We start from the raw sequence: 14,993 nt of genomic DNA on the forward strand, positions 1-14,993 counted from the left end.
ATGGGGAAGATGAAGCTGCAGCTATGGACTCCGTAGTGGCTTTATTTGAGAATCGGTTTGGAGATCTGGAATAACATGGTTCATTTAAAACTATTCATGAATAAGAAGGGTACTTAATAAGTATATAATAAAAGAAATCATAGGCGTCAACTTAACCCATCATTTGTCATCCTGAGCGGAGTAAAAGGGAGTCGAAGGATCTTTAAGCTAGATGATATATTCTGATACTCAAAAGTAATCTTGCTTATGTTCTATAAGATTCTTCGCTAACGCTCAGAATGACATGCTTCTAAGGTTTATTTGGAAATAATTGGATTACGTTGACGCCTATGTAAAAGAAATAAGAGAAGCTTTTGTATTAGCTTCTCTTATTTGTCTACACAATAGGACTTCCACTAGGGGCTAGTAGTTTCTGGTAAAGGCTAATAAAAGGGGTAGGACAAAAAAGTATCATCCAGAACAAAATTTTATCTCAATATTCAGAAAACAAATACAAGGTGGTCAAATTTGCATAAAGGGTTTTTAAGATTCATATAGAATAGTAATGGCATAAAGTGTCTTGAATATCGGATTCGCTTGATACTTTTTACCAAGCTCAAAGGGAAAAGTAAATTAGGGATGGGAAAAAGTATCAGAGAAATGGGCTTACACCGGTGGGAAATTAGAATATTTAGACTATTTTCCGTTTGGCACAGATGTTGCATTAATATTTTATGGAGGTTGAGTTAAATGGGAAATAAATTTTATACGAAGATTCAAGCGAATCCGATCGTAGCTGCAGTAAAAGATATCAATAAGCTAGAATCCGCTATTCGATCTCCTAGTGAAATTATGTTCCTGCTTGCAGGGAATATTTTTAATCTAAAAAGCATCGTAGATAGGGTTAAAAGTGAAGACATGTACATATATATCCATATAGATTTAATGGAGGGGTTTTCGAAGGATGCTGTAGCCCTTAAATATATCAATGAAAATATAAAGCCCGATGGGATCATAACTACAAAAAGCAATCTGATCAAAATTGCAAAGGATTTAAATATATTTGCGATCCAAAGGCTTTTTATACTAGATTCACTGTCCTTAGAAACCGGCATCAAATCTATCCATACTACAAAACCTGATGCTATAGAAATACTACCTGGAATCATGCCAAAGGTGATCAAGACCATCCACCAGGAAACCAGGATTCCTGTTATTGCGGGAGGCTTGATTAAAGATAAAGAGGATGTTATCGAAAGCTTAAAAGCGGGAGCCATGGGGATTTCTACAACCCGGGAAGAGGTCTGGTACTTTTAATCTACTGTTTTTACCGCAAAGGTAAACGTTTACCTTTGTGTAAAATAATACTTTTAAATTTATGGGGGGTGAAAGAATGAAAATGTTCAGATCAATTGTAGGTTTCACCATCGCTGGTATGTTTGTTATGAGCGTATGGGGAGCATTTGCAGGTGCTTATGGTATTGCAGGTGGATGGTTTGCAGGCTTTGCGATTATCAGTATTATGTGGTTCTTAAATCATTTTATCGGAATTATTGATAATCCGGGGGCATTCGTAGACATGGCACTAGGTATCGCGATCTGCGGTACACTAAGACCGGTTTTCTCTGCAGGATCTATTACACCATTAATCGAGTCTCTGCCTACACTTATTATCGTGATTTTAGGCGGTATGACAGGTGGTATCGTAGCAGTTATGTTCCAAAAAGATTTAGCAAAAAAAGCTGAAGAAGTAAAAGAAGAGGCATAAAAAATAAAATAATAGGAAGTGAAGGGAGGTTAAGATATGACACCTGGATTGATGATCGCTACTTTTGCTGGAGGTTTTATATTTCCATTCTTGATCAGCATGTGCTGGGGTAAACTTGTTGAGGCTTTCGGACCAGCTGGCGGATGGTTTGCTGCAGCATTTATCGTTGGTACAACTTGGACGCTGAATCACGGCGTTGGTTTGATTCACCAAACCGGCGGCGCTTGGATAGACATGGCATGGGCAGCTGCAGCCGGTTTATTGGCAGGCGCTGTTTATTCCGGAGCCAGCCTTAGCAAAGCAATGCCTACAATCATTTCTGCTGCTATTGGTGGAACATTAGGCGCTTTAATATTATCCTTTATTCTATAGTCCATACAGCATGCACTGACAACATGGCAAATTACTAGGTTTTTAAAATAATAAACATCTCTTAGATGAAGGGGGCAATACACATGGGTAAATATATTTTGGCATTAGATCAAGGTACAACAAGTTCAAGAGCAATCATTTTTGATAATAGCGGAAAGAGTGTAGGCGTAGCACAAAAAGAGTTTACACAAATTTATCCTAAGCCAGGCTGGGTTGAGCATGATGCAATGGAAATTTGGGGAACTCAAAGCGGTGTTGCTAGAGAAGTATTAGAAAAAACTGGTATTAGACCACAGGATATTGCTGCCATCGGTATTACAAACCAAAGAGAAACAACAGTTGTTTGGGAAAAGGCAACTGGAAAACCTGTGTACAATGCTATTGTATGGCAGTGTAGAAGAACTGCAGGGATCTGCGACGAATTAAAGGCTAAAGGCTGTGAGCCTTATATCCGTGAAAACACAGGTCTTGTAGTAGATGCTTACTTCTCCGGAACAAAGGTGAAGTGGATTCTTGATAACGTAGAAGGTGCTAGAGAAAAGGCTGAAAAGGGCGAATTGTTATTCGGAAATATCGATACTTGGTTAATCTGGAACTTAACAAGAGGGGCAGTACACGTTACAGATTACTCCAACGCATCTAGAACAATGTTATACAACATCAAAGAGCTTAAGTGGGACGAAACGATTCTTAAGGAATTAGGAATTCCTGCTTCTATGCTTCCGGAAGTTAAGCCATCCAGCTGCGTATACGGCGTAACTGATCCACAAACCTTTGGCGGTGCAGAAATTCCTATCGCAGGAGATGCTGGAGACCAGCAGGCAGCATTGTTTGGTCAGGCTTGCTTCGAGCCGGGTATGGCGAAGAATACTTATGGAACAGGCTGCTTCATGTTAATGAACACAGGGGAAAAGCTTGTACCATCCAATAACGGATTATTAACAACCATCGCTTGGGGCGTAGGCGACAAGGTTGAGTACGCTTTAGAAGGAAGTATCTTCGTAGCAGGTGCTTCTGTACAATGGTTAAGAGACGAATTAAAATTAATCGACTCTGCTGCTGCCAGTGAAGAGTTAGCTACAGCTGTTGAAGATACAAACGGCGTATATGTAGTTCCTGGTTTCGTAGGTATGGGTGCTCCATATTGGGATATGTATGCTAGAGGAACCATTGTAGGTTTAACTCGTGGTGCCAATAGAAACCATATCGTTAGAGCTACTTTAGAATCAATTGCATATCAAACAAGAGATGTATTAGAAGCAATGCAAGAAGACTCTGGTATCAACCTGCAAGCACTTAAGGTTGATGGCGGTGCTGTTGCAAACAACTTCTTAATGCAGTTCCAGTCAGATATTCTTGGCGTACCAGTTGACAGACCGGAAGTAACAGAGACCACAGCTCTTGGTGCTGCTTACCTTGCCGGTTTGGCAGTAGGTTATTGGAACGACAAGGAAGAAATTGCTAAGAAGTGGAATGTTGACAGAACATTCACCCCAGCAATGGAAGGCGAAGCAAAAGAGAAGAAGTACAGCGGCTGGAAGAGAGCAGTTGAAAGAGCCCTTAAGTGGGAAGAATAAGCGTAAAAGAATAGCCTAATCACCTGTTGTGGGGCTCAGGCATGAGCATAAAAGCTTGAGCCCTACAATTTTTATATGAGTTGAGAATTATGCAAGTTGAAAAAAGTTTTCATGCAAGGGAAAATGTTTGCTTTACAAATTGACTTTGTTTATAGTATAATAATACAAAAGTGAATAATATGAGAGCTTGAGAATTGGAGAGCTGCACAAGTCAACCTATGGAAAGATAGGGTTTACTTAGTGCGGTTTTTTTACGTCTCATTTTAAAGTTAAAATATTCTGAAATTAGACAAGTAAATTATATAAATTTCAATATAGATGATGTTATGGTTTAAATGTAAAATTCACCAAATTTTCCAAGGGGGGAATAAGTATGTATGATGTAGCAATAATCGGTGCCGGGATCAGCGGTACTTGTATTGCAAGAGAATTGTCTAAATATAATGTAAAGGCTGTACTGATTGAAAAGGACACCGATGTAGCCAATGGTACTACAAAGGCCAATAGTGCCATCGTTCATGCAGGCTATGATGCCAAGCCAGGCACGCTAAAGGCAAAGTTTAATGTACTGGGAAATGCAATGTTTGACCAGCTGTGTGAAGAGTTGCAGGTGCCCTTTAAAAGAATAGGATCTTTTGTGGTAGCCTTCAATGAAGAGGAGATGAAGACCCTTCAGGAGCTATATGAAAAAGGATTAAAAAATGGTGTGCCGGATATGGAGATCATATCAGGAGAGCAGGTCCTGGCCATGGAGCCCAATTTGAGTCCTTCGATTGTCGGTGCACTCCATGCAAAAACCGGCGGCATTGTAGGACCATGGGAGCTTGCCATAGCGGCAGCGGAAAATGCTGTAGATAACGGAGTAGAAATCAAGCTGGAAAGTCAGGTGACCAATATTGAGAAAATTGAGGGCGGATATCGGATTTTTATGGGAGCAGAGCAGCTGGATACAAAGTATGTAATCAATTGTGCCGGTCTTTATGCTGATGAAATTCATAATATGGTAGCACCTCCTGCCTTTAAGATTCTGCCAAGAAGAGGACAATATAACATTTTTGACAAAAGTGTAGGAAATTTTGTGAATAAGGTAGTATTCCCATGTCCAAATGAATTTGGAAAAGGGGTACTGGTTGCGCCAACCGTTCATGGAAATCTGCTGGTAGGACCGGATGCGGAGGATTTAGAGGATAGGACAGCGCTGAATACCACAGCTCATGGACTTGGTTTCATCAGAGACCACTCTGTAAGAACTGCAGAAAAGATACCATTCAATGCAATCATTACTGCTTTTGCAGGACTTCGGGCGAGACCTGATACAGGAGATTTTATTATTGAAGAAGTGCAGGAGGCAAAAGGCTTCATTGATGTGGCAGGAATCGAATCTCCTGGATTAACTGCTGCACCGGCTATCGCTGTTTATGTTGTAGAACTGCTGCAGCAAATGGCTGGATTTGAGAAAAAAGATAACTTTAATCCACACCGCAGAGAAGTGGTTCACTTTATGGATCTGACCAATGAGGAAAAAGCAGCGATGATCCAAAAGGATCCTCGATATGGAAGAATTATTTGCCGATGTGAGAACATCACAGAAGGGGAAATTGTAGACGTAATCAAGCGCAGTGCAGGTGCAAGAACCGTTGATGGCGTGAAGCGGAGAGCGAGACCGGGCAGCGGTCGATGTCAAGGGGGCTTCTGCGGGCCAAGGGTAATGGAAATTCTTGCGAGAGAAATGAATATTGAGATTGTAGATGTGGTAAAAGACAGCAGAGCTTCTTATATATTGACAGAACCTACGAAGCAAACAGCCATCACAGAAGAGACGATGGAATCTGTAGCGGCATCAAAAGAACAATAAGCGGGGGTGAGCGTATGTTGAAATATGATATTGTGGTAATCGGTGGCGGACCTGCAGGCTTGGCAGCAGCCATTGAAGCGAAAAAGAACGGTGTAGACAATATTTTAATATTAGAGCGGGACAGAGAACTGGGTGGTATACTGCAGCAGTGTATCCACAATGGTTTTGGACTGCACATTTTTAAGGAAGAGCTAACAGGGCCGGAATACGCCCAACGATTTATAGAGGAGTTGTATGATTTGGGCATTGATTATAAATTGGATACTATGGTATTGGATATACAGGCCGATCGGAGTATTAGTGCTATTAATACCACTGACGGATTTATGCAGATCCAGGCAGAAGCCATCATTCTTTCTATGGGATGCAGAGAAAGGACCAGAGGGGCTATCAATATACCAGGTACAAGACCTGCAGGGGTTTACAGCGCAGGGACGGCTCAACGGTTTGTAAATATGGAAGGCTACATGGTAGGTAAGAAGGTAGTAATTCTAGGCTCTGGAGATATCGGTTTGATTATGGCCAGAAGGCTTACTCTGGAAGGTGCAGAGGTTAAAGCTGTTGCAGAATTGATGCCTTATTCCGGCGGCTTGACAAGAAATATCGTACAGTGTCTTGAAGATTTCAATATTCCTTTATATCTAAGCCATACCCTAACGGATATACGAGGGAAGGATAGGGTAGAAGGGGTTACCATTGCTAAGGTAGATGAGAACAGAAGACCCATTCCGGGAACAGAAATGCATTATGAGTGCGATACACTGCTGCTTTCCGTAGGATTGATTCCAGAGAATGAACTGTCAAAAAATGCAGGCATTCAGTTGGATGGCATTACCGGAGGGCCTATTGTCAATGAAGCCATGGAAACAAGCGTGGAGGGTATATTTGCCTGTGGTAATGTAGTTCATGTCCATGACTTAGTAGACTGGGTAACAGAGGAGAGCAGAAAGGCAGGAAAAAATGCTGCTCGATATGTGAAGAAAGAGTTGTCTAAGGAAGGCCACATGATGAAAACACAGCCAGGTAAGGGTATTCGTTATATTGTACCCCACACCCTTCGCCTCAACAATTTAGAAGACAGTGTGGATCTGATGATGCGTGTAGATGATATCTATCACGACGTAAAAATGATTGTGAGCATTGATGGAGAACAAGTTAAAACCATGAAGAAAAGACATCTGGCGCCGGGAGAAATGGAATCTGTTAAGGTTTCTCTAAAAGAACTGTTAGACCGTAAGGGTACAGTCATTTCTATCGCCATTGAGAAGGAGGGGGCATAATGGAAAAAAGAGATATGGTCTGTATTGTTTGTCCCATGGGATGCCGTCTTACCTTAAAGGAAGATGCAAGCCAGCCGGGCGGCTATGAGATCCTTGGAAATCAATGCAAGCGGGGAATAGATTATGCCATTAAAGAAACCACAAATCCTACCAGAACCATCACCAGTACAGTAAAAATAAAAAATGCATTATTAAACAGACTACCGGTCAGAACCGATCAACCCATTGCTAAAGGCAAGATATTTGAGTGTATGAGACAACTGGATGCAGTTGAGGTTACAGCTCCGGTAAAAATGGGAGAGGTAATTGTTGAGAATATCCTTGATACAGGAGTCAATATCATAGCTTCAAGAAGCATGTAATGAACGGAGGGATGAAGGTGAGGGCTGCAGTTGTTACTAACTTAGACGAGAAGAAAAGAATGGGGTCAAAGGACCATTCAGAATTGCGATTTGAACAGGTTTTTGAAAATATGCAGGATGGCATATGTATCATTAATGAGTTTGGTAATATCCAATATATAAATGATGCCTATAATAACATGTTTAGAGTTAGTAACCCCGCGGAGGTAGGGAAAAATATTTTTCAAGTATTTCACGACGATGTGATTTTGACTGCCTATCGAGAAAAAAGACCTGTTAAAGGAAATCTCAGCGGGCATTATAGTATACATTTGATCAGCGTCGCTGCTTCTCCCATATTCCATAACGATGTTTTTAAAGGTGTGATGGCCATTTACAGAGAAGAACTATTTTCAGAAAAGGCAAAGAAAAAAGAGACAGTTATAGAATTGTCTACAGCAGCAGAAAAGACGCAGGAAGCATTAAATAACAATTTTCAACAAATTATTGGAAAAAGCAAGATTATGGAAAGAGCTTTGCTGATCGCGCAAAAAGCTTCTAAGACCTCTTCAACGGTATTAATTCGCGGGGAAAGCGGTACAGGGAAGGAGCTGGTTGCAAAAGCCATCCATTTTTCCAGTGACCGCTGTAGTAAGCCCTTTGTGAAGGTGAATTGCGGTGCAATCCCTGGAAGTTTATTAGAATCAGAGCTTTTTGGCCACGAACAGGGTGCCTTTACTGGAGCCATCCGTAAAAAAATAGGTAAGTTTGAGCAAGCGAATACGGGTACGATCTTTTTGGATGAAATCGGTGATATGCCAATGGAGATGCAGGTTAAGCTTTTGAGGGTGCTTCAGGAAAGAGAATTCGAGCGGGTAGGGGGAGAAGAAACCCTTCGATGTGATGTGCGGATTGTAGCGGCCACCAATCGAAACCTGGAGGAACTGATCGATAAGGGGTCTTTTCGGGAGGATTTATACTATCGGCTCAATGTTATACCCATTTATCTGCCCGCATTAAAAGAACGGAGAGAGGATATACCTGTTTTAGTAAGACATTTTCTGGACAAAATCAACGGTAAGCTGGGAAAGAGCATACAGCAGGTTGCTCCGGAGGTAGAGGAAGCTTTTTTCTATTATGATTGGCCGGGAAATATCCGGGAATTGGAAAACCTGATGGAGCGGTTAATTGCCTTAGTAGACGGGGATCAGATTGAATTAAAGGATATTCCCTCCCATATTTCAAACCTTTATACAGTCCACTATCAGGATGATCATCAAAGTAGCTTGATTAACATGGATTGGAAGGGAGAATTGGCTACTTTGGAGGAATATGAAAAAGAGATTATCGAATATGCGATTAAACGCTTCGGGAGTTTTAATGCTGCAGGGAAGGCTTTGGGCGTAACCCATAAAACTGTAGCCTTCAAGGCGCGAAAGTATAAAATTATAGAGTAGCAAAAACCCCGGGAACCATTTAGAGAAAGAGATCTCTGAGTGGTTCTTTTTTTTAAACTTACAGATTGAATCATTTTAAGAAAAGTCATATATTTAAGAAAATAATAGAAAAAAATAAAGGTTTTTGACAAGATTGGTAGAAAATATCAACCTATATAATTAATGAATCTGATTATATAAAGGTTTTTTAGGACTTTAGAAGGAAATTTATATAGTATAAAATAGACAAATCCAGCATTTTATTGAGATTGCAGGGATATGTTTTCTATGCTTTTGGTAAACAGAATAAAATGGCATATTTATTGCAGTTGTTTTTATTAGACAAAAGAAGAGGGGGGCGTAGCTGAATGGTTAGCAAAAATGTCTTTTTACTGGGGGCTATCAACGGATTATTGGCATTTCTTCTAAGTATTTTCAGTTTACCATTTCAAGGAATCTTTGTTTTTATTGCCTTAGCAGCAGCACAGATACTATTGTATAAGTTGCTCAATTTCGATAAACCACAGGCAAACATTGTGGTACAGACAGATAAATCTGAGGGAAGTCGAGAGGATAACTTGCTGGAGGTCTCAGAACAGCTGGCAATTGCTGCACAGAATTTGATTAATCTTTCCAATAAGAATGCAGAGGATGCAGGAAAGATGGAACAGTTGGCAAAAAATATGACAGACAATGTTCGCCTGACAGCCAAAACTACCGAAGAGGTAAATGCAGGCATACAGCAATGGGCAGCCTCGTCGCAAATGGCCAGTGAACAAGCCAATAATATGCTGGCATTTACCAATGCATCCATGGAGCTCATTCAGAGCAGCAGAGATACGATCAAGGAGTCCAATGCTTTATTGATTCAGCTCGCAAAAGATATTGAAGGCTCTTTTCAATCCATAGAAGAACTTAAACCCATAACAGATCAAATTACGCAATTCTTAAGCAACATAGAGAATATCTCCAGTCAAACGAACCTGCTGGCTCTAAATGCAGCCATTGAAGCAGCACGGGCAGGTACTGCAGGAAAAGGTTTTTCCGTAGTAGCCGATGAAATACGCAAACTCTCTGACGAAAGCGCTCAGTTGACTGGAGAAATCAAAAAAGTAGTTACTTCTATCGGTCAGCGGATTGACAGAGTAAACCATGTTTTCTCTGCCAATATCAAGAAGATTTCAGGGGTAGGGGAAATCTCGCAGAAATCCTCCCAAGCTACCGCAGAAATTGAGAATAAGCTAAAAGATATTCAGCAGGCTGTGGCAGTTCTTTTTGAAACAGCTGAGAGCCAAGCGAAAACTGGGGATGAGATTTCCAGCTCTGCCCAACAAATTGCAAGCGTGGCAAATAGCTCAAAGGCTGTTGGAGACGCAACAATGGATTCGGTGCTTCATCAGCTGAAAAACAATAAGGAAATAACCCTTTTAGCGGGAGAACTTGGAAACCTAGCTTATGATTTACAGAAGACAGCTGTACAGTTTAAATCGGACCATGAAGTATTCTTTGGCATTAATCCCATCGCCTCTCCGGAGCTGCGAAAGCAATATTTCGGTATTATTAATGAAGCTGCCAGACAGGCAGGTTTTAAAGCAAGAACTATCATTGTAAAGGACTATAATGCATTGGCAGAGGCCATGCAAAACAATATTATTGATGCAGGCTGGTTCTCGCCCTTTGCTTATGTCAATGCCAGAGACAAGGTAAACACAGAGCCTATTGCTATGGGTGTTTTAAATGGGCAGCCCTTTTACCACGGCTGCATCGTTACAAAAAAGAATAATGGCATCCAGCACTTGAAGGATTTAAAAGGCAAGGTTTTCGGATATGTAGATGTGAAATCCACTTCCGGATATGTCTATCCGAGATACTTATTAAAAGAAAATAACCTAAACCCCGATACTCTTTTTAAAGAGGTACAGTATCTTGGTACCCATAACAAGGTAATAGAAGCGGTTCTAAAGGGTGAGATTGATGGCGGCGCCACCTATGATGTAGGGATTGGGGTAGCAGGAAAAAGCGGAATCAAAATCAATGATCTAAACATACTGGCGAAAACAGAACCTATTCCGGCTGATGCCATTGCCGTCAATCCAAACCTTGCTAAGGAAAAGAAAGAAAAGCTGAAGCAGGCTTTCCTAAATTTAAAGCAAACAGAAGAAGGAAGGAGATTATTGACGAATTCCATCTTTACAGACTTCATTCAAAATGATGATCAATATTATGATGTGATCCGAAAGGTATCTAAATAGGGAAAAATAATAGGAACTGCATTTCAGCGTGAAATGCAGTTCCTATTATTTTAAAGCATTCTTTACTGCATGAATAAAGCCTTGAGAAGAAGCAGTAGCACCAGCAACCACATCTACATCTGTACTCTGCTGCTCAATCATCACTTTTGAAAGATGCTTAAAGGCATTTTGTGCGAGATTTTCGGTGTCTTCATGGGACAGAACAATAATCTGGTCAAGGTAACCATTTACAACGGTTACCTGTACCTTTACAGGTCCTTCGTTTCCTTCACCGGAACCTTTGTATGTACCATTTTTATATTGTCCCTCAGGCTGTATGTCTTTTGAAGGTTCGGCTACGGGTTCTTTCATAGTAGGAGATTGACCGTTGTGAACTTCTAGTTTAGGCTGAGGTGATGCAGATTGAGGTGAAACATTGGAAGACACTTGTTTTGGGATATCCGTCTTTTCCTTAGCACCTTTAGTGTTTGATAGAGGTTCGATAGGTGCAGCCTGTTGTGGCGGTTGGACAGGAGATACCTCGACTTCTTTAGGTTTTTCCTGAACCTCTATAGCCTCCTCCACAGGCTGTTTAGATACTTCGGTGGATACATGAATATTTTGATTTGTGGTTTCCGGCTGTTCCGACGATTTGATATTGCTGCACCCTGCTAATAAGATTACTGCAAAAAGGATGTACACCAAATTTTTTAAGATATGCAACATGAAAATCCCTCCTGTCAAATAAACGATAATGATTATCATTAATACTGAACTATCGTAACATTTTATATGTACTATTGTCAAATATTTTATTTGAAAAAGGTAAGTAAGAAATTATGAATCAATTAATAAAAGAGTACACCAAGCGGTGTACTCTTTTGAGGAGAAATACCTATATATGAGAAGTGGGGACCTACATATATAGTAGACAGTTATTTTGATTTATAAGGATGCTGTATAGGCTCTAGCCTTTTCTATCATAATTTTCACATTCTCCGGTGCAGTAGATCCCTTAGAAACCTTAGAAGCAATACAATGCTCCGCAGTTATGACTGGGAAGATATCCTCTGCAAAGTCAGGGGAGAAGCTCAGAAATTCTTCTATAGTCAAATCCTCTATGGCTTTTTGCACCTGGATGCAGTACAATACCATTTTTCCCACTACTTCATGGGCGCTTCTGAAGGGTAGTCCCTTCTTTACCAGATAATCAGCTACATCGGTAGCGTTCATGAAGCCTTCTCTGGTGGCCTTTTTCATCTTATCTTTGCGGATCTTCATGGTTGTAACCATGGCATCGAATATTTCAAGGCAATCCTTCAGGTTTTCAACCGTATCAAAGAGAGGCGGTTTATCCTCCTGCATGTCTTTATTATAAGCAAGGGGAAGGGCTTTCATAATTGTTAGGATGTTGGTAAGATTGCCATAAATTCTACCGGTTTTTCCACGGATCAGCTCCGCCACATCAGGGTTTTTCTTCTGAGGCATGATGCTGCTTCCGGTACTATAGGCATCATCCATTTCTACAAACTGGAATTCTGCAGAGCTCCATAATATTAATTCTTCACAGAAGCGGCTTAAATGCATCATCACCAAAGAAGCATCGCTGATAAACTCGATGACGAAATCCCGATCACTAACAGCATCCAGGGAGTTATCACAGTAAGCAGAAAAACCTAATTCTGCTGTTAAGAAATCACGGTCAGTGGCATAGGTGGTGCCTGCTAAGGCGCCTGCACCCAGGGGCATAATGTTCACCCTTTTATAGCAGTCCTTTAATCTTTCATAATCTCTTTTAAACATTTGAAAGTAAGCCATCATATGGTAACCGAAGGTAATGGGCTGGGCACGCTGCAGATGGGTATATCCCGGCATTACTGTTTCTACATGATTGTCAGCCAAATCGGTTAAACTTATCAACAACTTTTTTAACAATCCACAGATGATTTCTATTTCTTCACGCAAATACAGACGGATATCCACAGCTACCTGATCGTTACGGCTTCTTGCTGTGTGAAGTTTTTTTCCTGCATCACCGATTTTATCGGTCAGCAGCTTTTCAATGTTCATATGGATATCCTCGTAGGCCAGTTGAAACTCAACCTGGCCGCTTTCAATATCCTCGAGGACGGACTGCAAACCTTCTACGATTTTTTGTGCTTCTGCTGGAGTAATAATCTGAGATTTGCCCAGCATTTTAGCATGAGCAATGCTTCCCATAATATCTACCTTGTAAAGCTTTTGGTCAAATCCAATGGAGGCATTAAATTGATCTACCAGTGATGCAGTTTCTTTGGAGAAACGTCCTCCCCAAAGCTTCATATAGCTTTCTTCTCCTTCTTTTGCTCCTGCTGCATTTGGCTGTACATTAAGGAACGGATGGTAATCGGCAGGGCAAACAGATTGATAAAGCCTTCCGCATCTTTCTGGTTATAAACATGATCTTCTCCAAAGGTAACAAATTCTTCATTATATAAGGAATAAGGGGATGCCGAAGCTACTGCTGCACAAGTACCCTTATAAAGCTTCAGCTTAACTTTACCGGTTACAACCTGCTGTGTACTATCTACAAATTGATCCAGTGCTTCCTTCAGCGGCGTAAACCATAATCCGTCATATACCAATTGGGCATATTTTTCAGATACAGTTTTCTTAAAGCTCATGGTTGCACGATCCAGGGTCAGCTTCTCCAATGCTTTGTGGGCCTGAAATAAAATCGTACCGCCGGGAGTTTCATAAATTCCTCTGGATTTCATACCGACCAAACGATTTTCTACAATATCGATAATGCCGACGCCGTGGGCGCCGCCGATTTGATTGAGCTTGTGGATCATATCAATAGGATTGTATTTAACCCCATCTACAGCCACAGGAACGCCTTTTTCAAATTCTACTTCCACATAAGCTGGTGTATCCGGTGCTTTCTCAGGGGCTACCCCCATCATGTAAATGCTGTTATCGTGCTCGTTCCATGGATTTTCAAGATTTCCACCCTCGTGGCTTAAGTGCCAGATATTTCTGTCACGGCTGTAGATATCTTTCTTTGTTACAGGAATCGGAATATTGTGTTCTATCGCATAATCTACACAGTCTTCACGGGATTTTAAATTCCAAATTCTCCAAGGAGCAATAATTTTCAAGTGTGGGTTTAGGGCTTTGATGGTTGCTTCAAAACGCACTTGGTCATTACCTTTACCGGTAGCGCCATGGGCAATGGCAACTGCCCCCTCTTTTTCGGCTATTTCTACCAGCTTTTTAGCAATGAGTGGTCGCGCAAAAGAAGTTCCAAGTAAGTAGTCATCCTCATAAACTGCACCGGCCTTCAGGGTTGGGAAAATATAGTCTGTAATAAATTCCTCTGTTACATCTACCACATAGGCTTTGGAAGCACCGGTAGCCAGGGCTTTTTTCTTAACTGCGATCAAATCTTCTTCCTGACCTACATCTACACATACGGCAATAACTTCATAACCATAGTTTATTTCTAACCACTTCAATATAACCGATGTATCTAGGCCACCGGAATATGCCAATACAACTTTTTGTTTTTCCATGAATAAAAACCTCCTTAAAATAATTGATGCTAATACATATTATAAACGGAATTGTATTTTCATGCAATATAAATATGCAAATTATTTTATAAAAATACATAAAAATATTTTTGGATTTTCAGAATGAAATTCTTTATGGTTAGGAGGTGCGCCATGGAATCTAAGGAGGATTTCAAAAGAATAAAATTCTGTATTTATGCATAATGATGTATAATTTGGGGAGTGAAGGATTATGGAAGTTTCGTATAATCATTTATAACAAAAATTTTCCTATAAAAGAATGGTGAGACCGCGGTAGAATAACCTTCTCGGCTTAGATTTAGAAAAATTCTTATATGTTTTTTGAAACCATGTATAAGGTTTCACCCTTAGGCAACACTGATGAATGAAGGAGACAAAAGTGATTCCTGCAAATAAACCTTATTGTATTCATTAACTTTGCAGCAGGAAAGAGAAAATAGAAGAAAATATTGCAATTATATTGGAGATGCCCTTGGAATGCATGCAAGAATTGTGAAGGAAATGAGCAAAATACTTGTATGCATTGACAACGGTATGGGATTACTATACAATGAATATAAGGAAAAACCTTTGCCTACC

The 14,993-nt window shown here is 40.5% G+C and carries 12 protein-coding genes; 9 read left to right on the top strand and 3 right to left on the bottom strand.

Translation table 11 applies throughout. The annotated features are described in order from the left end of the window. Positions 1 to 729: 729 nt before the first annotated feature. The 9 genes from BUB56_RS09905 (at position 730) to phnD (ending at position 10,860) form a co-directional block, all read left to right on the top strand. A complete protein-coding gene (locus BUB56_RS09905; RefSeq protein WP_110941161.1) occupies positions 730 to 1,296 on the top strand; it encodes a glycerol-3-phosphate responsive antiterminator in 567 nt (188 codons plus the stop codon). 76 nt (positions 1,297 to 1,372) lie between these two features. Then, entirely contained in the window at positions 1,373 to 1,747 is a 375-nt protein-coding gene (locus BUB56_RS09910; protein ID WP_110941162.1) for a Lin0368 family putative glycerol transporter subunit, read from the top strand. A 36-nt stretch (positions 1,748 to 1,783) separates the two neighbouring features. Further along, positions 1,784 to 2,119, top strand: coding sequence for a Lin0368 family putative glycerol transporter subunit (locus tag BUB56_RS09915; protein WP_110941163.1), 336 nt, complete (start codon positions 1,784 to 1,786; stop codon positions 2,117 to 2,119). An 83-nt stretch (positions 2,120 to 2,202) separates the two neighbouring features. Then, a complete protein-coding gene (gene glpK / locus BUB56_RS09920; RefSeq protein ID WP_110941164.1) occupies positions 2,203 to 3,696 on the top strand; it encodes a glycerol kinase GlpK in 1,494 nt (497 codons plus the stop codon). A 373-nt stretch (positions 3,697 to 4,069) separates the two neighbouring features. Further along, the gene (locus BUB56_RS09925; protein WP_110941165.1) at positions 4,070 to 5,551 is read left to right on the top strand and encodes an NAD(P)/FAD-dependent oxidoreductase; all 1,482 of its coding nucleotides are present in this window, start codon (positions 4,070 to 4,072) and stop codon (positions 5,549 to 5,551) included. A gap of 14 nt (positions 5,552 to 5,565) precedes the next feature. Then, entirely contained in the window at positions 5,566 to 6,831 is a 1,266-nt protein-coding gene (locus BUB56_RS09930; protein WP_110941166.1) for an NAD(P)/FAD-dependent oxidoreductase, read from the top strand. Further along, on the top strand, positions 6,831 to 7,193 hold the full coding sequence (locus tag BUB56_RS09935; RefSeq protein WP_110941167.1) for a DUF1667 domain-containing protein: 363 nt from the start codon (positions 6,831 to 6,833) through the stop codon (positions 7,191 to 7,193). The genes BUB56_RS09930 and BUB56_RS09935 overlap by 1 nt, the downstream gene beginning before the upstream one ends. 17 nt (positions 7,194 to 7,210) lie before the next feature. Next, a complete protein-coding gene (locus BUB56_RS20110) occupies positions 7,211 to 8,629 on the top strand; it encodes a sigma-54 interaction domain-containing protein (protein ID WP_190014388.1) in 1,419 nt (472 codons plus the stop codon). A gap of 347 nt (positions 8,630 to 8,976) precedes the next feature. Then, positions 8,977 to 10,860, top strand: coding sequence for a phosphate/phosphite/phosphonate ABC transporter substrate-binding protein (gene phnD / locus BUB56_RS09945; RefSeq protein WP_110941169.1), 1,884 nt, complete (start codon positions 8,977 to 8,979; stop codon positions 10,858 to 10,860). Between the two features lie 45 nt (positions 10,861 to 10,905). Here the strand turns inward: phnD and BUB56_RS09950 are convergent, their stop codons facing one another. From BUB56_RS09950 to BUB56_RS09960, 3 genes are all read right to left on the bottom strand, one after another. Further along, positions 10,906 to 11,565: an FMN-binding protein gene (locus BUB56_RS09950; protein ID WP_190014389.1), complete on the bottom strand. Its 660-nt coding sequence runs from the start codon at positions 11,563 to 11,565 to the stop codon at positions 10,906 to 10,908. Positions 11,566 to 11,784: 219 nt separating this feature from the next. Continuing rightward, on the bottom strand, positions 11,785 to 13,161 hold the full coding sequence (gene argH / locus BUB56_RS09955) for an argininosuccinate lyase (protein ID WP_110941171.1): 1,377 nt from the start codon (positions 13,159 to 13,161) through the stop codon (positions 11,785 to 11,787). Then, entirely contained in the window at positions 13,158 to 14,393 is a 1,236-nt protein-coding gene (locus BUB56_RS09960) for an argininosuccinate synthase (protein ID WP_110941172.1), read from the bottom strand. Before BUB56_RS09960 ends, argH begins: the two co-directional genes overlap by 4 nt. Positions 14,394 to 14,993 lie beyond the last annotated feature (600 nt).

Source organism: Geosporobacter subterraneus DSM 17957, assembly GCF_900142145.1.
Classification (GTDB): Bacteria; Bacillota; Clostridia; order Peptostreptococcales; family Thermotaleaceae; genus Geosporobacter; species Geosporobacter subterraneus.

Bases quoted from the DNA above. Each gene is read 5' to 3' on its own strand.
- BUB56_RS09905 (WP_110941161.1), top strand. From the start codon at position 730: ATGGGAAATAAATTTTATACGAAGATTCAAGCGAATCCGATCGTAGCT.
- BUB56_RS09910 (WP_110941162.1), top strand. From the start codon at position 1,373: ATGAAAATGTTCAGATCAATTGTAGGTTTCACCATCGCTGGTATGTTT.
- BUB56_RS09915 (WP_110941163.1), top strand. From the start codon at position 1,784: ATGACACCTGGATTGATGATCGCTACTTTTGCTGGAGGTTTTATATTT.
- glpK (WP_110941164.1), top strand. From the start codon at position 2,203: ATGGGTAAATATATTTTGGCATTAGATCAAGGTACAACAAGTTCAAGA.
- BUB56_RS09925 (WP_110941165.1), top strand. From the start codon at position 4,070: ATGTATGATGTAGCAATAATCGGTGCCGGGATCAGCGGTACTTGTATT.
- BUB56_RS09930 (WP_110941166.1), top strand. From the start codon at position 5,566: ATGTTGAAATATGATATTGTGGTAATCGGTGGCGGACCTGCAGGCTTG.
- BUB56_RS09935 (WP_110941167.1), top strand. From the start codon at position 6,831: ATGGAAAAAAGAGATATGGTCTGTATTGTTTGTCCCATGGGATGCCGT.
- phnD (WP_110941169.1), top strand. From the start codon at position 8,977: ATGGTTAGCAAAAATGTCTTTTTACTGGGGGCTATCAACGGATTATTG.
- BUB56_RS09950 (WP_190014389.1), bottom strand. From the start codon at position 11,565: ATGTTGCATATCTTAAAAAATTTGGTGTACATCCTTTTTGCAGTAATC.
- argH (WP_110941171.1), bottom strand. From the start codon at position 13,161: ATGAAGCTTTGGGGAGGACGTTTCTCCAAAGAAACTGCATCACTGGTA.
- BUB56_RS09960 (WP_110941172.1), bottom strand. From the start codon at position 14,393: ATGGAAAAACAAAAAGTTGTATTGGCATATTCCGGTGGCCTAGATACA.